Source organism: Exiguobacterium sp. SH31, assembly GCF_001816105.1.
GTDB lineage: Bacteria > Bacillota > Bacilli > Exiguobacteriales > Exiguobacteriaceae > Exiguobacterium > Exiguobacterium aurantiacum_A.
This window is the reverse complement of the sequence record NZ_LYTG01000017.1, coordinates 15,945-35,479: the sequence shown is the minus strand read 5'-3', so window position 1 is coordinate 35,479 and position 19,535 is coordinate 15,945. Positions and strand designations below refer to the sequence as shown.

Here is a 19,535-nt window from a genome sequence, read left to right as displayed (position 1 = left end):
TTTTTAATACCATCGTTTATGGATATAGTCCCGAGCGGATTCATGGTCATCGACGATCTTCAACGTGATGCGGTTCATCTCTTCAAGCAGGTCGGTCAATACAGCTTCAAGTTTAGCGTCGTTCATTTCATGGTGACGCATCGTTTCTTGAACGATATGTTTGATTTGATCATGATAATCGTGATCTTGTTTCACGTCTTTTCTCCAGTTCATCCTCGCCGCCTCCTTTTTTATTTTATTCCCTTTGAAAAGGTATTGCGAAACGATGGAATGACTGTTATTATCATAAAAGTGCGAGCTATCAATTATTCATGCGCGAATTCTTGACATCTTTTTCTGCTAGTGTTAAGATGACTTAGTGAGTAAATACAACAAAGCAGAAGCGCCCGCTTCTCACCTCGTCCGAATCGGTTCGGTCAGGTCCATCATGTACGTAATTTAGTTTCGGTGTCTTGCCGTTCTGAGTACGCAATGATGTGTGGGCGGGAAACTGCCGACGCTTTTTTTGTTACTATTACTATGTTGTCTTATTTTAAAATCTAAAACTCGTGCAATCGCACGATGGAGGTGCTAACCATTAGCAAAGAGCTATTTATCAACGAAAACATTCGTGCCCGTGAACTTCGTCTTATTGGAGCGGACGGTGCACAACTCGGTGTACAATCGCGTAGTGAAGCATTACGCTTGGCTGAAGAAGCTGAACTTGACCTCGTCTTGGTCGCTGACAAAGCAAACCCACCGGTCGCTAAAATTATGGACTACGGTAAATACCGTTTCGAACTCCAGAAAAAGGAGAAAGAAGCGCGTAAAAACCAAAAAGTCATCCAATTGAAAGAAGTACGTCTCAGTCCTACAATCGAGGACAACGATTTCCAAACCAAATTGCGTAACGCTCGCAAGTTTCTTGAAAATGGAAACAAAGTGAAGGCGTCGATTCGTTTCCGCGGACGTGCCATCACACACTCGGAAATCGGTAGACGTGTTATGGAAAAATTGGCGGCGGAATGTGCCGACTTGGCAACAGTTGAACAAAAGCCGAAGATGGAAGGACGCAGCATGTTCTTAGTGCTGGCTCCGAAGAAAGAAGATTAATCATCGAGTCATAGTGGGGAGGAAATACTCATGCCGAAAATGAAATCGCACCGCGGTGCTTCTAAACGTTTTAAACGTACAGGATCAGGTAAACTCAAACGTTCACACGCTTTCACAAGTCACTTGTTCGGTAACAAATCGACGAAAGCAAAACGTAAGCTCCGTAAGGGTGCTATCGTATCAGCTGGAGACTACAAACGTATTCGCAACATGATTGCGAAGTAATACAGAAGGAATTTAGGAGGGAAACTATATGCCACGCGTAAAAGGCGGTTATACGACTCGTCAACGTCGTAAAAAGCAAATCAAACTTGCCAAAGGTTATTATGGCTCGAAACATATTCTATTTAAAGTAGCAAAACAACAGGTCATGAAGTCACTCATGTACGCATACCGTGACCGTCGTCAAAAGAAACGTGATTTCCGTCGTATTTGGATCACACGTATCAACGCGGCAGCACGTATCAACGGTCTTTCATACAGCCGTATGATGCACGGACTCAAGCTTGCAGGGATCGACATCAACCGTAAGATGCTTGCTGAGCTTGCAGTATCGGATGCACAAGCGTTCGCTTCACTCGCTAACACAGCTAAATCAAAATTGAACGCGTAATCGTTCAATCGAAAGCGCCGAGACTCTATCTCGGCGCTTTCTTTTTTCTCGTAAATTTCTTAAGATAAAGATAAGGAGGACACGCTATGGATCAATCTATCTTGGCCCTCGTCGCGTTGGCGCTCATCGCCTTAAACGTCTATACGTATTTCCAGGCGAAGCGGTATACGCACGGCGAAGGGAAGTTCAACGTGTTGTACGCCTATGCCGGAGGAGCCATTGGAGCGTTGTTTGGACTTCATTTGACACGCCAAAAAACGGTTCATGCCCCAAAAAGCATGCAAATACAAGTATTGATTTTAGCAGTGGGCTGGTCTTTAATGATTTTAGTACTGCTTTAAGTGGAGAATAGGAGGAGCAACCGGTGAACTGGACAACATTATTTGATCGGCAACGTGAATTAGATGAGCGGATCAAACAAGAACATCAACTATCCGGCAACCAATTCGATGAACGGCTACTCGCTTTACTCGTCGAACTCGGTGAACTCGCCAATGAGACCCGAAGTTTTAAATTTTGGTCAACGAAAGGCCCGTCGCCTCAAGACGTGATCTTAGAAGAGTACGTTGACGGTATCCATTTCTTACTGTCGCTCGGACTCGCCCTCGGATACGAACGGGAGTCGTTCCCGGCAGGAAGCTCGTATCTTGACGCGACTGATGCTTTTTTAGATATCTTTCGAAAAGTGACAAATTTTGGTTTGTCGAAGACAGAAGCGATGTACGAGACGCTGATGGCGGCATATCTCGAACTAGGCTATACGCTAGGTTTCAATGAAGAGTTGATTCTGATGGCGTATTTATCGAAGAATGAAGTCAACCATGAGCGACAAAATCAAGGCTACTAATGGAGTCGAAAGGGAGCGATACGAGATGAATGAAACTTTACATATGCTAAAACGACTGACGGATGCGACTGGCGTCCCGGGAAACGAAGGGGAAGTCCGTTCACTCATGCGCGAGTATCTCGAGCCCCACGTCGAATCGTTCGAGCAAGATGGTCTCGGCAGTCTGTTCGGCCGTGTGACGGGGAACGGTGAAGGACCGCGTGTCATGATTGCCGGTCATATGGACGAAGTCGGCTTTATGGTCACACGCATCGAAGATAGTGGTTTCCTGCGCTTCCAAGCACTCGGTGGCTGGTGGAACCAAGTATTGCTCGCTCAACGCATGGACGTCGTCACACGCTCTGGAGAGAAAATCCCAGGCGTGATCGGGGCGAAGCCGCCGCACGTCCTTCCAATCGAAGCTCGTAAAAAACCGGTCGAGATCAAAGACATGTTCTTGGATATCGGAGCGACGTCAAAAGAACAAGTCGCCGAGTGGGGAATCCGTCCAGGTGACACGGTCGTGCCGCATTGCGAGTTCACGGTCATGAAAAATGAAGACTTCTTGATGGCGAAGGCATGGGATAACCGAATCGGATGTGCGATCGCGATTGAAGCGGCCAAACGTCTGAAAAATGATGCGCCAGGCACCATCTTCTCAGGGGCCACGGTTCAAGAGGAAGTCGGATTGCGTGGAGCCGTCACGGCGGCAAACTTGATCAAACCTGACGTCGCGATTGCTGTGGATACGGGTGTCCCAGGTGATACGCCAGGTATGACACCGGCAGAAGGCTTGTCAAAACTTGGTGAAGGCGTTCAAGTCATCTTCTTTGATGCGACGACTGTCACGAATCCACGCCTCATCGATTTGATCGTCGAAGTCGCGAAAGCAGAAGACATCAAGTATCAGTTAGATTTGACACCAGGTGGCGGCACCGACGCCGGACGGTTCCATTTATCAGGAGTCGGGATGCCGGCTGTCGCGCTCACAGTTCCAGTCCGTTATTTGCATACAAACGTGTCAATCATTCATAAAGCCGATTATGAAGCGGCCATCGATCTGGTCGTGGCGCTCACAAAACGGTTAGATAACGAAACGGTTCAATGGTTGAAAGAGGGATAATATGACGAAAATCACGTCTACGAAAAGCGAGACGATTAAGCGTTTGAAGCGCTTGATGACGAAAAAAGGCAGACAAGAGTCTGGGCAGTTTTTAGTCGAGGGTGAACACTTGGTCGACGAAGCAATCCGGGCCGGACGACTCGTCCAATTGATTATGGGCGAATCCTATCGTCCGAAAAGTTCATGGCGTCTAGATGAGATGCCTGTGCTCGAACTGTCCGACCATGTCGCCGATCTGTTATCAGAAACAGAGAAGACGCAAGGGGTGTTCGCTGTCGTCAAGATGACGCCGGTCGAACGCAAGATGAAGCATGTGCTCGTCCTTGACCGCATTCAAGATCCGGGTAACCTCGGTACGATGATTCGGACAGCAGATGCGGCCGGCTTTGATACCGTGTTTCTCGGCAAAGGTACGGTCGACCCGTTCAACGCCAAAGTCGTCCGGGCGACGCAAGGATCGTTGTTCCATGTGAACATTCAATCGGTCGACTTGCTCGAAACGTTGCCGGAACTGAAAAGTTTAGGGTTTCACGTCTATGGTACGGCACTCTCGAAAGCGAAGTCATACGACCAAGTCGCGTTCAACGATCAAGTCGCACTTGTCATCGGGAATGAAGCGCAAGGCGTCCATGACGACGTGCTTGCCCTTTGTGACACACGTGTCCACATTCCTGTAATCGGAGAAGCCGAATCATTGAACGCGGCAGTCGCCGCCGGCATTCTCATGTATCGCATCGCGCTACAATAACCTTGTCAGCGCTTGAGAATCGTGATAGTTTAGAAACATCGAACAATATAGGTAAGACGTTGAAAGAGCATAGTACGCGAACCCCCGAACGAGCACAGGGAGCATCGGCCTAGATTGAGAGCCGATGCCGAGGTCGGCGCTGAATTCACTCTGGAGTCGTGTTGGAGACAACACCGAACTGGCATCCCGATACCGATGCTCTCAAGTGGGCCTGATCGGCCAAGTAGGGTGGTACCGCGTTTATTCGTCCCTTCAGTCATCGACTGAAGGGACTTTTTTTGTAGAGGAGGAAACATTGATGAAAGAACAGTTAGAACAATTACAACGTGAGGCCCTTCAAGAAATTGAAACGGCGTCATCACAAAAAACGTTGAACGACGTCCGGATTAAATATTTAGGCAAAAAAGGCCCGATGACCGAAGTATTGCGTGGGATGGGCAAGTTGTCTGCCGAAGAGCGCCCGGTCGTCGGTGAACTCGCCAACACGGTACGGACGACGATTCAAGAGGTGTTAGAGGCACGGATCGAGGACGTGAAGGCGGTCGAGCTCGAAGCGAAACTCGCAGCCGAGACGATCGATGTCACGCTCCCTGGTCGAACGGCACTTCCGGGACATAGCCACTTGCTGCAACAAATCGTCGACGAGATGGAAGACTTGTTCGTAGGTCTCGGGTACACGATTGCCGAAGGCCCAGAAGTCGAAACCGATCTGTACAACTTTGAAATGTTGAACTTGCCGAAAGATCATCCGGCACGTGACATGCAGGACTCATTCTACATCACGGACGAGACGCTGCTGCGGACGCATACGTCGCCGGTGCAAGCACGGACGATGCTCGAAGCGGACGGAAAACCGATTCGCATCATTTGTCCGGGTAAAGTGTACCGTCGCGATGAAGATGATGCGACTCATTCACACCAGTTCATGCAGATCGAAGGACTTGTCGTCGATGAGCATATCTCGATGGCCGACTTGAAAGGCACGCTTGAAGTATTCGTCAAGCAACTGTTCGGCGAGACACGAGAAATTCGGCTTCGTCCAAGCTTCTTCCCATTCACAGAGCCGTCCGTAGAAGTCGATATCTCATGCTTCAAGTGTGGCGGTAAAGGCTGCAACGTTTGTAAAGGGACAGGGTGGATTGAAATTCTTGGAGGCGGGATGGTCCATCCGCGTGTCCTCGAGATGGCAGGCTACGACGCGACGAAAATGTCTGGCTTTGCTTTCGGAATTGGTGTCGAACGGATGGCGATGCTCAAACATGGTGTCGATGATATTCGTCACTTCTATACAAACGACTTACGTTTCATCGAGCAATTCTAAGGAGGATCATACATGTTATTATCGAAAAAATGGTTGAACCAATATATCGACGTCTCAGACTTGAGCGGGCAAGCGTTAGGCGATTTGATCACGAAAAACGGGATTGAAGTCGAGAGCGTGACAGACCGCTCTGAAGGATTGAAAGGTCTCGTCGTCGGACACGTCCTTTCATGCGCGAAACATCCAGAGGCGGACAAGTTGAACGTGACAACGGTCGACGTCGGTGACGACAGCCCTGTCCAAATCGTCTGTGGAGCACCGAACGTCGCGGCCGGACAGCATGTCATCGTCGCAAAAGTCGGTGCGAGACTGCCTGGCCTTAAAATTAAAAAAGCAAAACTTCGTGGCGTCGAGTCGCAAGGAATGATCTGTTCGCTCGAAGAACTCGGTTTCGAGAAAAAACAGATTCGCGAAGACGAACAGGACGGCATCCATACGTTCCGGGAAGAAGTTGAAGTCGGAGCGGACGTCATCAGCTTGCTCGATCTCGATGACGAAGTGATTGAACTCGGATTGACGCCGAACCGTTCGGACTGCCTTAGCCTATACGGCATCATTCATGAAGTCGCGGCGATTTTGGAACGCCCGTATACGTTGCCAATAGCCGATGTCGAAACGGATACACCGAACGACGTGTCTGTTCGACTCGAGACAGACAACTGCACATACTACGCGACGCGACGTGTCGACGGGGTAACGATTGGCGAGTCGCCACAGTGGTTGAAAAACGTCTTGATCGCGGAAGGTGTGCGCCCGATCAACAACGTGGTCGATGTGACGAACTACGTCATGCTCGAACTCGGTCAACCGCTCCATGCGTTTGACACGTCTAAGCTCGGCCATACTATCCTGGTTCGCCAAGCACAGGACGGAGAAGAAATCGTCACACTTGACGATGCGACACGCACACTCGATTCGTCGATGATGGTCATTACCGATGGACAACATCCGGTCGCAATCGCTGGAGTGATGGGCGGAGCGAATACCGAAGTCGACGAGACGACGACGAGCATCATCCTTGAGTCGGCTTACTTTACGCCGGCCTCGGTCCGGAAGACGAGCCGCACGCTCGGTCTTCGTTCTGATTCAAGCGCTCGTTTCGAAAAAGGAGTCGATCCGGAACGTTTACTCCTCGCGCTTGACCGTGCCGCTGCACTGATTGTCAACGTGAGTGGCGGGACAATCAGTGAGCCGGTCATCGCTGGAAGCAAAGCGTCCGACGCCCGCAAGATTGACGTGTCGATCGATTATATTAACCATCGACTCGGGATGGACCTCGACCAAACGACGATCAAACATATTCTAAAACGGCTCGGGTTAGACGTGACAGGAGACGAAACGTTGACGGTTCACGTCCCATCGCGGCGTCCGGACCTAGAAGTGCCGGCTGATATTACGGAAGAAGTGGCGCGACTATACGGGTACGACAGCCTTCCATCGACGCTCCCAGCGTCGCAGTCGAAAGGCTACCTGCCAAAAAACAACGTACTCCGTCGTCAAGTGCGCCGCGTCCTTCAAGGGACGGGCTTGTCACAAGCGATCACGTACTCGCTCACGAGCGAGCTTCATGCGTCACGGTTCGACGGTGAGGGAGCGACGACAGTCCGACTCGCCATGCCGATGAGCGAGGAGCGTTCGGTGCTACGGACATCACTCGTTCCGGGGTTGCTTGAAGCGGCCCGTTATAACACGGCGCGTCAACAAGCAAACGTCCGTCTATTTGAGACAGGACGGGTGTATGTAGAGCACGGAGAGACGTTGCCACGCGAAACGGAACGTGTCGCGGGCGTAGTGACAGGACTTTGGTACGATCACCGTTCGCAAGGAACACGCATCCCGGTCGACTACTTCGTTGCGAAAGGCATCGTCGATACACTGATGCGTTCGCAGCGCATCGACGTGACGTACGAAGCGGCCGTCATTTCAGACATGCACCCTGGCCGCACGGCGAACGTTCTCGTCGCGGGGAACGTCATCGGATACGTCGGGCAAGTCCATCCGGCCGTATCGAAAGACGTATACGGCTTGAAAGAAGTGTACGTCTTCGAGCTCGACCTTGGCGCATTGAAGTCTGAAGCGATGCTCGTCTATCAAGACGTACCACGTTACCCATCGATTTCGCGAGATCTTGCGCTCGTATTGAAGCGTGACATTCCGGCCGGTCAAGTCGAGGCGACGATCAGACAAGCGGCGGGTCCGCTCTTGATCGAGCTTGCTCTGTTCGACGTCTACACGGGCGATAACGTCGGTGAAGCTGAGAAGTCGATTGCCTTCTCGCTCAAATATCAAGATCCGACGCGGACACTTCTTGATGAAGAAGTGACAGCGTCGTATGATGCAATCATCGAAGCAGTCAAAACCAAATACGGCGCCGAAGTACGCGCTTAACAGACAACAGCGATCCCCTTTATTGTGGGAATCGCTGTTTTTAGAATTCATTGAACTTCAAGCGCCAAGTCACCGAACTTCGTCCAACCGACGAGGCAAGTCACTTTGTAAAGAAGGAACGTGATGACAGCCGGTAGGATGACGCCGGTGCCGACGAAGACGAGAAACGCTTCCATACCCTGTGCGGCAAGGATATTGAGCGGGGCGATCATTGAGTTCAAGCCGAGCCCGGCAATCTCATACGGCACCTCGAGTGAGAACCAAAGCGTCGCGATCGGAGCGCTGATCATGGCGGCGATGAACGGTGGCATGACGACCCGTGGGTTTTTAACGACGTTCGGGAACTGGACTTTCGGTGTGACGAAAAATGATGCGACCAAGCCGCCTGGATCGGTTTGGCGGTAAGCCATGAGCGTGAAGCCTACGAATTGGGCGGTGCAGCCGATCAAGGCGGCGGCACTTGCGACCGGGTCGAGCTGAAGTGCGATCGCCAGCGCGGCCGATGAGGCAGGTGACATGAGCATGACGCTGAAGACGAGGGCGATGACGAGTGACGTTGCGATCGGTGATGTGTTGACCGACGAAGTGATGCTCCCGCTGATCGAGTTGATGAGCGGTGTCGTGACGGCAGCTGCGCCGACACCGACGATGCCTCCGCCGAGCACGGCCGTGACCGGGACGACCATCATATCGAACTTCGTTTTACCGAGGACACGTTTGCCTAACCAGACGGCCGCCGCTGCGGCAATCAAAGCGCTGATCGGTTGACCGGGGACGAGGACAAGCCCGCTCTCCGTCGCTTGAAGGGCCGCACCCCCGACGGTCGCCGCAATCATCGAACTGAACAAGATGAGGGTGTTGCCGCCGAGCTGATAGGCGACTCCGGCACCGAGCGCCGGGGCGAGCAGTGACTTCGCGACTTGTCCGATCAAGACGAGCGTGTCTAGCCCGGCCATCTTGCCGATCGTTTCGATCAACAAACCGACCCCAAGTGTGACGAGGACGGCGCTAGCCATCCCTGCTGATATTTTGATCATCCGATCCATTGCGTACTGTTTCACTTCCATCATCTCCTCTGTGTATCGATCCAATAAAAAAACCTATCCTGATTGGATAGGCGCACGGTTCATGCATTGAGCGCCTCGTCCGAAACCATCGAAACAAGGGCCCAAAAATTCGTCTCGGTCAGCGAGTCGATTTTTCAGTCCCTCAGTCGAATAATAATCAGTAGGCCGTTATGTAATGGTGTACGCATCGTCGCCAGCTCCTCTGTTCAAGATTTGTCTAAGAGTAACACGATATTTTTCAATAATCAATATTTTCTGAAAACTTTCTGAAAAATATTTTTTCACAGACAAAAACAGAGACCCGCTTCCGTTTAAGGAATTGAGTCTCTGTTTAACGGTATAGACTTAAGACGTACTGGCTGCAAGTAAACCGACTTGTTGATCGATGAAGTCCATTGAAATGGAATTGAACGTATCGGGTTGATCGACGTTGACGACATGCCCCGAATCGTGGACGACTTGGACGTGTGCCGTCGGTTGATGCTTCGCCGTTCGTTCGACGGCCTCAAGGAACATGTAATCCTCGTCGCCCATAATGTAGAGGATGGGGACGGATGTTTGAATTGAAGTGAAGTGACGTAGCAACGGATTCATGTTTTCGGTCATCTTGAACCAACGGATGAACTCGCGTTGGCACAAATTAGCCGCATCGCGCACGAACATCATCCGCGATTTTTTATGCCGCTTCTTCGGCAACAAGATCCAAGCGAATAGTTGGTACAACCACATGTAAGGCACGAAGCTTTGCATGAGGCTGCCGAGCCGGATGAGCAATGTCGAGCGGACGTTGAACTTGACGATCGCACCACCTAAGACGACAGAAGCGATGCGGTCGGGGTGATGCTCGAACATCGCTTGGATGACAATCGTTCCGAGCGATAGGCCGACCATATGGCCTTTTTCAATATTTAAATGGTTCATAACTTCGACGACGTCTTCGACGACGACATCGAGTGTGTAGGCGTTGAGTGGTTGATTCAAAGATTGTTCTTCGTTATATGAGCCGCCATGACCGCGGAGGTCGAGCAGCAAGACGTTATATTTCTTTCGAAATGGACGAATTTGACGATACCAGTGAGATAGACTCCCGCCTGCGCCATGTATGAAGATGACCCAAGGATGGTCGTCGCTTAATGTGTACGTTTTATAATGCAACATGAACGCTATCCCCCAAAAGTTTTTAAGTTCATTGAACCATAAAATAAATATAACATATCTTTGAAGTGAGAACTATCGTTTCAGCTCGCTTAAACGCATCGCTTTTTTCGTGTTCGCGAAGTGAACTTTAGCGATATCGTTCAAACGTTCTTGACCGTAGCGAAGGATCAAGGTCGCAGCCACTTGATCGACTTTCGCTCCGGCCCCTTTCGGTAACGTGACACCGAGTGTCGCGCTCAATTTGTCCATCTCTTTCAAGAAAAAGGCGCGAGCGAGTATCGAGGCGGCGGCGACGGCGACGTGGAGACCTTCCGCTTTCGTCGAGAAGTAGACATCGTCTTTGACGACATCGGCCTCAGAACTCAAATGTTTGTAATAGACGGCTTTTTCAGCGAACTGGTCGATCAGAATCGCTTCTGGCGTCTCGTCTAATTTTTTCAAGAGGGCCGACAACGCCGCGTTGTGGGCGATTGCGGTCATCTTCCCTTGCGTCATCGTCCGTTGCATTTTGTTGTACGTCGGGTTGTGCAGCGTCGCTTTCTGGTAGGGAATCGTGACGTGCAAATCTTTGGCGATGCGTAAAATATCTTTATCGGTAAGCAATTTAGAGTCTTTGACGCCGAGTTCTTTGACGAGGGCAATCTTTTCTTTCGGTACGTAGGCGGCGACGACGACGAGCGGACCGAAATAATCGCCTTTCCCGACTTCGTCGCTTCCGATGACGGACCAATCGGAAAAACCGGCCGGTAACGTATGTTTTGGAACGGACGTTTCCTTTTTGATAGAATCTCCCCACTTGGCCGCCTCTTCATCCGCAGCCCGACCTTGAAACATGACTTTTCCCGAATTGTACACGGTGATCACACACTGGGGCGTCTTGGCACTGAAGCGGGCGTGTGGTGGTGGATTGACCGCGTGAGTACGATAGCTCTGCATTAATTGTTCTTGAGCCGCGGTCGATAGTTTGATGACTTGATTGCCCAAAGTGAGCACTTCCTTTCTTAACGTTCGCAAATTTATCTTACATTTTTTTCGCACATTTTGAAACCAATGATTCAATTGATACGTATGAATGAGTGAGTAGAAAAGAAGTGAGGTGAGACGGAGATGTGGTGGCGCGATGACACGGACCAAGATGAGGCAGAGTTCCTCTATAAACATATTCTCGAGCTCGAGGCCAGGATTGCCAAACTGGTTGCCCATCAAGTCAGGGTGCGTCGCCTGCTGATGCAAGAGTCGTCGGAGGCGGCGACAGAGCAGATTATTACGTTACAGGGCGAAGTCGATCACTATTTACACCTACTGCGTCAGGAACGGCTCGAAGAGGTTGACCGGTATGATCGGTTAAACCTTGAACGGACGCTTGGCCGCGTGCGGAAGGCGGTACAGTATCCGACCCGGCCGTTATCGGAATGGGATACGATTGAACAGGCGCTCGCACTTGAAGTCGAACATTTGCGACGTGTGCTCGCATATGAACAACAGCGCCGCACCGAGGAGGGATGGTAATGGAATCGTTAGATCAACTGTACTGGTGGGTACTCATCATTGCCGGTCTCGGTACATTTTTATACATGCTGTTCTCGGACGCGTTCGATTTCTTCGAGGGCTGGTTCAATCCGGCCGTCATCCTCTCTTTCCTGGCACTTGGGGCAGGGATCGGACTAATCTTGAACGCGCTCGCCCATGTGTCGCCGATGATCGGTCTCGCGGTGGCGCTCGCCGGCTCATTCGCGCTCACGACGTTACTGTACTTGTTCGTCCTCCTCCCGCTGTCAAACGCGGAAGAGTCGATTGGTATGACTGACGAGTCGCTCGTTGGACTGGTCGGGCGGTTGACCGTCCCCGTCCCGGAAGGCGGTTACGGGGAAGTGCTCGTCGAGTCGGTCGTCGGTTCGATTTTGAAGACGGCGCAAAGTATTGACGGGAAAGCGATTCCGAGTGATCGTCGAGTCGTCATCATCGAAGTACAACGAAATATCGCGGTCGTCATGGAATATGACGAACCCACTATTCGAAAGGAGCAATAATGTATGGACACAACCATTTTAGTCAGTATTATCGTCGGGGTGATTTTGCTCGCCTTGATCTTCGTGTTTGTCTTGAAATATCGTACAGTCGGACCGGATGAGGCGCTCATCGTCACCGGGAGCTACTTAGGTAAAAAGAATGTTCACAGTGACGCTTCCGGTAACCGCGTCAAAATCATCCGCGGCGGCGGGGCGTTCGTCTTGCCGGTATTCCAACAAGCGGAACCGCTCAGTTTGCTCTCGAGCAAGCTCGAAGTAACGACGCCTGAAGTGTATACCGAGCAAGGAGTCCCGGTCATGGCTGACGGGACGGCCATCATTAAAATCGGTGGCTCGATCAGTGAGATTGCGACAGCGGCCGAGCAATTCCTCGGCAAACCGAAAATCGAGCGTGAGAACGAGGCGAAAGAAGTGCTCGAGGGTCACCTTCGTTCAATCCTCGGTTCGATGACAGTCGAAGAGATTTATAAAAACCGCGACAAGTTCTCGCAAGAAGTGCAACGTGTCGCCTCGCAAGATTTAGCGAAGATGGGCCTCGTCATCGTCTCGTTCACGATTAAAGACGTGCGGGATAAGAACGGATACCTCGAGTCGCTCGGGAAGCCACGGATCGCCCAAGTAAAACGTGACGCCGACATCGCCACGGCTGAAGCGGATAAGGAAACGCGCATCAAACAAGCGGAAGCGATGAAGGACGCGAGGAAAGCGGAGCTTGAACGAAACTCTGAAATCGCAGAAGCGGAAAAAGAGAACCAACTCCGCATCGCCGACTACCGCCGCGAGCAAGATGTCGCTAAAGCACGGGCCGACCAATCGTACGAGCTTGAAGAAGCCAAGGCCAAACAAGAAGTCACAGAGCAACAGATGCAAGTTCAAATCATCGAGCGTCAAAAGCAAATCGAGCTCGAAGAGAAAGAAATCATGCGTCGTGAAAAGCAATATGATTCAGAAGTGAAGAAAAAAGCCGACGCCGACCGCTATGCGATCGAACAGGCTGCGGAAGCTGATAAAGCGCGTCAAATTGCCGCAGCAGATGCCGGGAAGTATCGCATCGAGGCTGAGGCGAAAGCCGATGCTGAACGCGTCCGTCTCGCTGGTGTCGCCGAAGCCGATGCTGAACGGGCGAAAGGGGAAGCAGATGCCGATATTATTCGTCTTACTGGTCTCGCCGAAGCCGAAGCGAAACAAAAGATCGCCGAGGCGTTCGAACAGTACGGTCAAGCCGCCATTCTCGACATGGTCGTCAAGATGCTTCCTGACTACGCGAAGCAAATTGCGGCACCGCTCGGTAACATCGACCAAATCACGGTCGTCGATACGGGGAGCGGTAAAGACGGGGGAGCCGGGAAAGTCACGGGTTACGCGACTGATTTGATGGCTTCACTGCAGCAGACGCTCAAAGCGTCGTCTGGGATCGATATGAAAGACTTGCTCGATAATTTTGCCGGAAAAGGCAATGTGCCGACCTCACCGACTGCTGAACGGAAGTTGGCGGAAACGACCGTCGCGGCGTCAGAAGAATAAGTTGAATCAACAAGGCTGCAGGCAATCGTCTGCAGCCTTGTTTGTCGTGACGTCGTTCAAATTATTGCCCTAAGTTTTAAAAGGTTTGACTTCAAACCCGGTGTAAATCAGACGATACATGAGATGTCAGACCATTAGAGAGAGGAAGTACATGTGATGAACAAAACAATTATAATCGGCGCATTGACGACTTGTATCGTTTGGCTATCCGGGTGTCAGTCTGTCATCAATCAGCCCGAACAGACGGTCGAACCTCGCCAATCGATGGGTGTCGTCCTGTCTGACGTTGGTCTCGGGGACCAATCGTTCAGTGACGCTGCGATGCGTGGCATGGGGCAGTTACGAGAGACGGGAGATTGGTTCGTCGATTATCGAGAATTGGACGAGACTGAAACATACAAAGCAGGATTTGAGCAATTGGTCGAAGATGGACACGATGTGGTCGTCGGTCTCGGTTTCGCGAGTCAAACCGATCTAGAAACGGTTGCTTCAAAGCACCCAGACCAACAATTTGCCTTAGTTGACGCGGTATCGACGTTACCAAACGTCATCTCGGTCACGTTCGAAGAGACAGAAGGCAGCGCGTTGGCCGGTGCGGTCGCGGGACTTGAAACCGAGTCCGATAAAATCGGATTCATCGGAGGAGTCGACAACGAGTTGATCCAGAAATTTGGAACCGGGTTCGAGTTAGGGGCGAAAAGCGTGAACGAGGACGTTGAAATGATCGTCGACTACGCGAACGATTTCGCCTCGCCAGAGATCGGACGGAAATTGGCGGAAAAACAGATTGCCGCAGGGGCCGACGTGCTCTACGCTGCGGCCGGTCTGACCGGTGTCGGTGTACTCGAGACGGCTGAACGAAACGGGATCAAGGCGATCGGCGTCGACAGCGATCAATCGATGATCGCACCCGATGCGGTTATCACGTCGATGCTAAAGCAAGTCGACTTGGCCATCGTCAAGATCGCGGACAGTCTTCAAACAAAAGCGATCAACGATCATATCGAACTCGGAATCGAAGAGGGCGGTATCGGGCTAGCAGCGCTGCGCCGTGTGCAATGGACCGATGAAGAGACAGAGCAGTTTGAAGCGGTTCAGAAACGGTTGCTGGAGGGGACGTTACAATGACTTTACGCAAACGTTTTATCTTCTCGACCGTATTCACGGTCTTGCTCATCGTCTTGATGATGAGTTATGTATTGACGACGTTGAACCGGTTGCAGACGTACAATGAGCAATACGGCACCCAGATGATCGAGTTATCTCAACTCGAGACGTCACTTTTGCAAGAACAATCCCTTTGGACGTCGCTCGGTGAACAGATGAGTCAATCGACACTGACGCAGCTCGAGCGGATTCGTGCCACGAACACGGAGACGTTCCAAGAGATGAATCAAACCTATTTGATCGATGAGTTTTCAACTCACCTTGACCGAGCCACAGCCAAATATGAGCGTATTGGAGAAAATATTGAAACGGCTCAAGCAGGCGGCATTGCTGCCCGGATTCAAGCGGCGAAACTAGAAGGGGTCTTGAACGACGTGAACACGTTGTTGTTAAAAAACGGAACGTTTTACGAGGCGTTGCAAAAAGAAGCGGCCGACGAGACGAAGCGCCTGTTCCTCGTCTCAATTTTGTTGACGGTGTTCGTCGTCACGGTGTTAAGCTTGTACAACTTCTTCTTCGCCCGCTCGATCACACGCCCGCTCGAACGGAACGTGAAAGCAGCCGAGGCGATCGCGGCCGGGCATTTGATCACGTTGCCGGATTCAACGCGACGCGATGAGATCGGCCGACTAGAACGCGCTATGCGAGATATGACGGCGTCGCTTCAAACCGTGATCGGCTCGATCCGGGTCACGTCGGTCAAAGTGAATGAGATGACAGAGACGGCTGCCGCTGAAAATGAAGCGGTCGCGAGTACGACGTCAAACATTACGAACGCGGTCGATGAGATGGCGAACGGGGCCCAATCAATCGCGACTGAACTTCAAGAGACGCTCGAGTCGGTCGGGATCATGGCGACGTCGTTCGAGACGAGCTTGAACCAGACGAAACAAACGACCGAAGAGACGACCGAGATGACGCGCGAAGTGGCGGCCGGAATCGAGACGTTGACGGATCAAGAACATATTTTACGACGCTCGAGCGAGCGGAATCAATCGCTCGTCGAACGGATGGACCAGTTCGCGAGAAAAACAGAAGAAATCGAGAAGATGGCAAAACTTGTCGAAGACGTTGCCGCCCAAACGAATTTACTTGCCTTGAACGCCGCGATCGAAGCCGCACGAGCCGGTGAGGCCGGACGAGGTTTTGCTGTCGTCGCGAGTGAAGTGAAGAAATTGGCTGAGGAGAGTAATGTAGCGACGCGTTCGATCTTCGGGGTCGTCCAAACGATTCGAGACGAGGTCGGCAATTTGACAGCCATGGTCGAAGAGTCGAGCCACGAGCAAACGGCGCAACTTCAAGCGTTCGGACTGACGAAGCAAGCGTTCACACGCATCCATGATCGGACCGATCACGTGGCCTCGTTCGTGGGCACGATCGAACAAGAAATGGTCGCTTCGAGCCGTGAAGTCACGAACGTGTTGAAACGCGTCGAAGAAGTGAGTGGTGTGACCGAAGAATTAGCCGCCGGTAACGAAGAAGTCGCTGCCTCGATGAAAGAGCAACAGGCAAGCTTTGACCAAATCTTTGCCTTGATGCAAGAGCTAGAAGGACAAGCCGCCTCACTGGCGAGCCAAGTTCAACATTTTGAAGAGCGATGAGACAAATTGAAGAGCAAAGAGACAAGTTTTGACTTGTCTCTTTTTTTGCGTTCCGATACGTCATCGATCCGTGGGTGAACGGTCAAGCATTGCGACCGGAGCTAACAACTAGGACTTGAGCGTGAGCCGGCTATTTCTCGCATACTAATGAAGAGACATTCGTTTATGTGGGGGGAACGGTATGGAGAAGTGGAAACGGTATGTCGTCGCGTTGCTCGTCATCTTGTTCGTCGGTGTCGGCTTTATGTTCTATTCGAAAGAGCCAGAAACGACGATGGTCGAGGAGTTTACGACGGTGGAGGAAGCAGAGGCGGTGCCGGTGACAGAAGTTGTCGTCTACGTCACGGGAGCGGTCGAAGCGCCCGACACGTATACGATGCCGCAAGGGGCTAGAGTCGGGGACGTCTTGTCTCTCGCCGTGTTGACGGACGAAGCTGACCCCGAACAGCTGAATTTAGCCCAATTGCTCGTAGACGGCACGAAAATCATGGTACCGAAACAAGGAGAGGCCGTTGCAGTGCCGGAAACCGATACGACGAACGGCATTCACGTCAACAGTGCGACGAAAGAAGAGTTGATGACCGTCCCCGGTATCGGTCCGGCCAAAGCGGACGCTATTTTGAACTATTTGAAAGAACACGGCCCATTTAAATCGTACGACGAGCTCGGTAATGTCAAAGGATTCGGCGAGAAAACGCTCGAGAGCATGGAAGGCTATTTGTTGGTCCCGTGATATGCCGATCTATCCATTGATTCCGATTGGTCTATTCATTGCTTGGAAGTCTGGGGCTTTTGGTGTCGTGCTTTTGTTCGGGCTAGCCATGCTCTTGACGTGGCGTCGGCAAGCGGTCTATACACATGTCGGTGCGATCTCACTCGTTTTTCTAGTCCTGTTACAAAGTTCTGACCCGGCGGTACATGAAGTCGGGGACTCAGTCTTTGCCATCGAGAGCCGACGTGACAACGGACAATCGGTTCGGCTCTATGGTGAATCGAACGGGACGTCTGGGGTCTTGATCGGGCGCGACGTCGAGCTCGGAAAGCCGGGTGAGACGTGTCTCGTCACATTCGAACCAATTCCTTTTTCACCGCTTCGAAATACGGGAGGTTTTGACGAGGCGAAATGGGCGGAAGGGGCTGGATTGTCTTTTAAAGGGAAGGACGTCCATGTCGAGCGGTGTCGACCGAGTGACGGATTAAATGGGCGTATGCTGCGCTGGAAAGAACGTCAGCTCGAACGGATCGAAGCGACGCACCGTCCGGACGTTGCGCTTTACATGGAGGCGTTACTGTTTGGCGAGAGCCGTCTGCTCGACGAGGAGACATCGTTCTCCTATCGCGTGACGGGTCTGCTTCATTTGCTCGTCATTTCCGGGTCCCACATCGCCTTGCTCGTGTTTGCGCTCAGATGGGTGTTTCGTCCGTTGCCGCTTCATCGGGAGACGAAACTTGGTCTCGTGATCGTCTGTGTGACCGCATTCGGTTGGCTGACTGGTTTTTCGCCGCCGGTGGCACGAGCCGTGCTTGTCGCTGACGTCGTGCTCGTCTTGTCGCTATTCGGTCAGACGATTCGCGACCCGGTTCGTATGCTCAGTTGGTGTGCGGCAGCCCTGTTAGCCGTTCAACCGTACTTGCTGTGGAATCTCGGGTTTCAATTGACAGTCGGTATGACCTTGTTTTTGCTTTTGACACGGTCGATGTGGACAAATCTGTTCAGCGTAGCGCTTTATGCCCAATGGTTCGGTTTAATTTTTTTATGGCAAATCCAGCCGGTCATCTCAATCTTTGCTCCGGTGTACAACGTGATTGGCGGATTGTTGATTTCCTGGGCGATCCTTCCGCTTGCGCTCGTCACTTATGTGATGCCGCAGTTCGAACCGACGCTCTATCCGATTCTCGACGGGTTGAACGGGATGTTTCAGATACATCATACGTATCGTCCGTGGGTCCCGTTGCACGACATCACATTTTGGCATGCGGTCTATTTGTTCGTGTTGCTCGGGATCGGATTGATTCTTTTGGATAAGAGACGTTCGGTTGGATGGGTCATTGCTTCAGTTTCGCTGCTTGCGCTGCACGTCTGGTTAGAATGGTCGGAAGAGCCGCGGGTGACGTTTTTAGACGTCGGGCAAGGGGACGCCATCGTCGTCGAGCAAGCCGGTATCACTGGTGTCATCGATGTCGGCGGCGTGTTTCAACATCCGGACGAGCAGAAACGGTCGACGTTCGACCCGGGTGCCGATGTCGTCGTCCCTTACATATGGAAACGAGGCGAGACCCGACTTGATTTCATTTTGCTGACGCATGCCGACCATGACCATATCGGCGGGCTGACGGGCGTGCTTGATCTGATTCCGGTCGAGGAAGTATGGATCGCGGCGGAAGTGGCCGATGAAACGAAGCGGCGGGCGTTAGTCGACGAGCTCGAACCGTATGACGTGAACGTGCGGTTGTTAGAAGCAGGAGAGCGGCCTTATCCATGGATGTGGGTCGTCACACCGGTTGATGCGGGCGAGGACGAGAACGCGAATTCAGTGTCGGTTTTTATGAAAGTCGGAGACTTGTCCTATTTATTGACGGGTGACTTACCGGAGGCGGACGAGCGGTTGATCCCGACTGTCGATGTCGATGTGTTCAAATTAGGTCATCACGGTGCCGCAACGTCTTCCGGTGCTGACTTGATCGCTCGCATCGATCCAGAGTTTGTGGTCGTCAGCGTCGGCGCCAACAACCGATACGGTCATCCTCATCCAGACACGCTCGCCCGTATTCAGGGAAGGCGGTTGTTGCGGACGGATGAGGACGGGATGGTCGTCTGTGAGCGGGGACGGTGTCAGGGGAGCGTGAGAAGGGCAGTCAGGCCGTGAAAACTATGAT

20 protein-coding genes are annotated in these 19,535 nt (G+C 51.9%); 16 read left to right on the top strand and 4 right to left on the bottom strand.

Features of this window, described 5'->3' with window-relative positions; translation table 11 throughout:
* Positions 1-3 precede the first annotated feature (3 nt).
* Entirely contained in the window at positions 4-213 is a 210-nt protein-coding gene (locus A6395_RS02970; protein ID WP_070326951.1) for a hypothetical protein, read from the bottom strand.
* A gap of 348 nt (positions 214-561) precedes the next feature.
* Here A6395_RS02970 and infC point away from each other — a divergent pair, with 348 nt between their 5' ends.
* From infC to pheT, 9 genes are all read left to right on the top strand, one after another.
* A complete protein-coding gene (infC, locus tag A6395_RS02965; protein ID WP_016508045.1) occupies positions 562-1,092 on the top strand; it encodes a translation initiation factor IF-3 in 531 nt (176 codons plus the stop codon).
* A gap of 30 nt (positions 1,093-1,122) precedes the next feature.
* Positions 1,123-1,317, top strand: coding sequence for a 50S ribosomal protein L35 (gene rpmI / locus A6395_RS02960; protein ID WP_016508031.1), 195 nt, complete (start codon positions 1,123-1,125; stop codon positions 1,315-1,317).
* A gap of 28 nt (positions 1,318-1,345) precedes the next feature.
* Entirely contained in the window at positions 1,346-1,705 is a 360-nt protein-coding gene (rplT, locus tag A6395_RS02955; RefSeq protein WP_016508086.1) for a 50S ribosomal protein L20, read from the top strand.
* 86 nt (positions 1,706-1,791) lie between these two features.
* Complete coding sequence (locus A6395_RS02950; protein WP_071397806.1) at positions 1,792-2,046, top strand: hypothetical protein; 255 nt, start codon at positions 1,792-1,794, stop codon at positions 2,044-2,046.
* 23 nt (positions 2,047-2,069) lie between these two features.
* Positions 2,070-2,552: a dUTP diphosphatase gene (locus A6395_RS02945; protein WP_071397805.1), complete on the top strand. Its 483-nt coding sequence runs from the start codon at positions 2,070-2,072 to the stop codon at positions 2,550-2,552.
* Between the two features lie 25 nt (positions 2,553-2,577).
* Complete coding sequence (locus tag A6395_RS02940; protein WP_071397804.1) at positions 2,578-3,654, top strand: M42 family metallopeptidase; 1,077 nt, start codon at positions 2,578-2,580, stop codon at positions 3,652-3,654.
* Between the two features lies 1 nt (position 3,655).
* Positions 3,656-4,402 carry a TrmH family RNA methyltransferase gene (locus tag A6395_RS02935; protein ID WP_071397803.1) on the top strand — a complete coding sequence of 249 codons (747 nt, stop codon included), beginning with the start codon at positions 3,656-3,658 and terminating at the stop codon, positions 4,400-4,402.
* 298 nt (positions 4,403-4,700) lie between these two features.
* The gene (gene pheS / locus A6395_RS02930) at positions 4,701-5,723 is read left to right on the top strand and encodes a phenylalanine--tRNA ligase subunit alpha (RefSeq protein WP_070326957.1); all 1,023 of its coding nucleotides are present in this window, start codon (positions 4,701-4,703) and stop codon (positions 5,721-5,723) included.
* Positions 5,724-5,735: 12 nt separating this feature from the next.
* A complete protein-coding gene (pheT, locus tag A6395_RS02925) occupies positions 5,736-8,111 on the top strand; it encodes a phenylalanine--tRNA ligase subunit beta (RefSeq protein ID WP_071397802.1) in 2,376 nt (791 codons plus the stop codon).
* Between the two features lie 47 nt (positions 8,112-8,158).
* Here pheT and A6395_RS02920 read toward each other — a convergent pair whose 3' ends face one another.
* The 3 genes from A6395_RS02920 to rnhC form a co-directional block, all read right to left on the bottom strand.
* Positions 8,159-9,181 carry a PTS sugar transporter subunit IIC gene (locus tag A6395_RS02920; RefSeq protein WP_071397807.1) on the bottom strand — a complete coding sequence of 341 codons (1,023 nt, stop codon included), beginning with the start codon at positions 9,179-9,181 and terminating at the stop codon, positions 8,159-8,161.
* A gap of 342 nt (positions 9,182-9,523) precedes the next feature.
* A complete protein-coding gene (locus A6395_RS02915; RefSeq protein WP_071397801.1) occupies positions 9,524-10,336 on the bottom strand; it encodes an alpha/beta fold hydrolase in 813 nt (270 codons plus the stop codon).
* Positions 10,337-10,408: 72 nt separating this feature from the next.
* Complete coding sequence (rnhC, locus tag A6395_RS02910; RefSeq protein ID WP_071397800.1) at positions 10,409-11,320, bottom strand: ribonuclease HIII; 912 nt, start codon at positions 11,318-11,320, stop codon at positions 10,409-10,411.
* 123 nt (positions 11,321-11,443) lie between these two features.
* Here rnhC and A6395_RS02905 point away from each other — a divergent pair, with 123 nt between their 5' ends.
* The 7 genes from A6395_RS02905 (at position 11,444) to A6395_RS02875 (ending at position 19,525) form a co-directional block, all read left to right on the top strand.
* A complete protein-coding gene (locus A6395_RS02905; protein WP_071397799.1) occupies positions 11,444-11,845 on the top strand; it encodes a hypothetical protein in 402 nt (133 codons plus the stop codon).
* Positions 11,845-12,366 carry an NfeD family membrane protein gene (locus A6395_RS02900; protein WP_083273931.1) on the top strand — a complete coding sequence of 174 codons (522 nt, stop codon included), beginning with the start codon at positions 11,845-11,847 and terminating at the stop codon, positions 12,364-12,366. The genes A6395_RS02905 and A6395_RS02900 overlap by 1 nt, the downstream gene beginning before the upstream one ends.
* A gap of 3 nt (positions 12,367-12,369) precedes the next feature.
* On the top strand, positions 12,370-13,890 hold the full coding sequence (locus A6395_RS02895) for a flotillin lipid rafts scaffold protein FloT (RefSeq protein WP_071397798.1): 1,521 nt from the start codon (positions 12,370-12,372) through the stop codon (positions 13,888-13,890).
* Between the two features lie 156 nt (positions 13,891-14,046).
* On the top strand, positions 14,047-15,018 hold the full coding sequence (locus tag A6395_RS02890; protein WP_071397797.1) for a BMP family lipoprotein: 972 nt from the start codon (positions 14,047-14,049) through the stop codon (positions 15,016-15,018).
* Positions 15,015-16,658: a methyl-accepting chemotaxis protein gene (locus tag A6395_RS02885; protein WP_071397796.1), complete on the top strand. Its 1,644-nt coding sequence runs from the start codon at positions 15,015-15,017 to the stop codon at positions 16,656-16,658. Before A6395_RS02890 ends, A6395_RS02885 begins: the two co-directional genes overlap by 4 nt.
* 181 nt (positions 16,659-16,839) lie before the next feature.
* On the top strand, positions 16,840-17,391 hold the full coding sequence (locus tag A6395_RS02880; protein WP_071397795.1) for a helix-hairpin-helix domain-containing protein: 552 nt from the start codon (positions 16,840-16,842) through the stop codon (positions 17,389-17,391).
* A gap of 1 nt (position 17,392) precedes the next feature.
* Positions 17,393-19,525 (top strand): DNA internalization-related competence protein ComEC/Rec2, encoded by a 2,133-nt coding sequence (locus A6395_RS02875; protein ID WP_071397794.1) that lies wholly within the window; start codon positions 17,393-17,395, stop codon positions 19,523-19,525.
* Positions 19,526-19,535 lie beyond the last annotated feature (10 nt).

Bases quoted from the DNA above. Each gene is read 5' to 3' on its own strand.
- A6395_RS02970 (WP_070326951.1), bottom strand. From the start codon at position 213: ATGAACTGGAGAAAAGACGTGAAACAAGATCACGATTATCATGATCAA.
- infC (WP_016508045.1), top strand. From the start codon at position 562: ATGGAGGTGCTAACCATTAGCAAAGAGCTATTTATCAACGAAAACATT.
- rpmI (WP_016508031.1), top strand. From the start codon at position 1,123: ATGCCGAAAATGAAATCGCACCGCGGTGCTTCTAAACGTTTTAAACGT.
- rplT (WP_016508086.1), top strand. From the start codon at position 1,346: ATGCCACGCGTAAAAGGCGGTTATACGACTCGTCAACGTCGTAAAAAG.
- A6395_RS02950 (WP_071397806.1), top strand. From the start codon at position 1,792: ATGGATCAATCTATCTTGGCCCTCGTCGCGTTGGCGCTCATCGCCTTA.
- A6395_RS02940 (WP_071397804.1), top strand. From the start codon at position 2,578: ATGAATGAAACTTTACATATGCTAAAACGACTGACGGATGCGACTGGC.
- A6395_RS02935 (WP_071397803.1), top strand. From the start codon at position 3,656: ATGACGAAAATCACGTCTACGAAAAGCGAGACGATTAAGCGTTTGAAG.
- pheS (WP_070326957.1), top strand. From the start codon at position 4,701: ATGAAAGAACAGTTAGAACAATTACAACGTGAGGCCCTTCAAGAAATT.
- pheT (WP_071397802.1), top strand. From the start codon at position 5,736: ATGTTATTATCGAAAAAATGGTTGAACCAATATATCGACGTCTCAGAC.
- A6395_RS02920 (WP_071397807.1), bottom strand. From the start codon at position 9,181: ATGATGGAAGTGAAACAGTACGCAATGGATCGGATGATCAAAATATCA.
- A6395_RS02915 (WP_071397801.1), bottom strand. From the start codon at position 10,336: ATGTTGCATTATAAAACGTACACATTAAGCGACGACCATCCTTGGGTC.
- A6395_RS02905 (WP_071397799.1), top strand. From the start codon at position 11,444: ATGTGGTGGCGCGATGACACGGACCAAGATGAGGCAGAGTTCCTCTAT.
- A6395_RS02900 (WP_083273931.1), top strand. From the start codon at position 11,845: ATGGAATCGTTAGATCAACTGTACTGGTGGGTACTCATCATTGCCGGT.
- A6395_RS02895 (WP_071397798.1), top strand. From the start codon at position 12,370: ATGGACACAACCATTTTAGTCAGTATTATCGTCGGGGTGATTTTGCTC.
- A6395_RS02890 (WP_071397797.1), top strand. From the start codon at position 14,047: ATGAACAAAACAATTATAATCGGCGCATTGACGACTTGTATCGTTTGG.
- A6395_RS02885 (WP_071397796.1), top strand. From the start codon at position 15,015: ATGACTTTACGCAAACGTTTTATCTTCTCGACCGTATTCACGGTCTTG.
- A6395_RS02880 (WP_071397795.1), top strand. From the start codon at position 16,840: ATGGAGAAGTGGAAACGGTATGTCGTCGCGTTGCTCGTCATCTTGTTC.
- A6395_RS02875 (WP_071397794.1), top strand. From the start codon at position 17,393: ATGCCGATCTATCCATTGATTCCGATTGGTCTATTCATTGCTTGGAAG.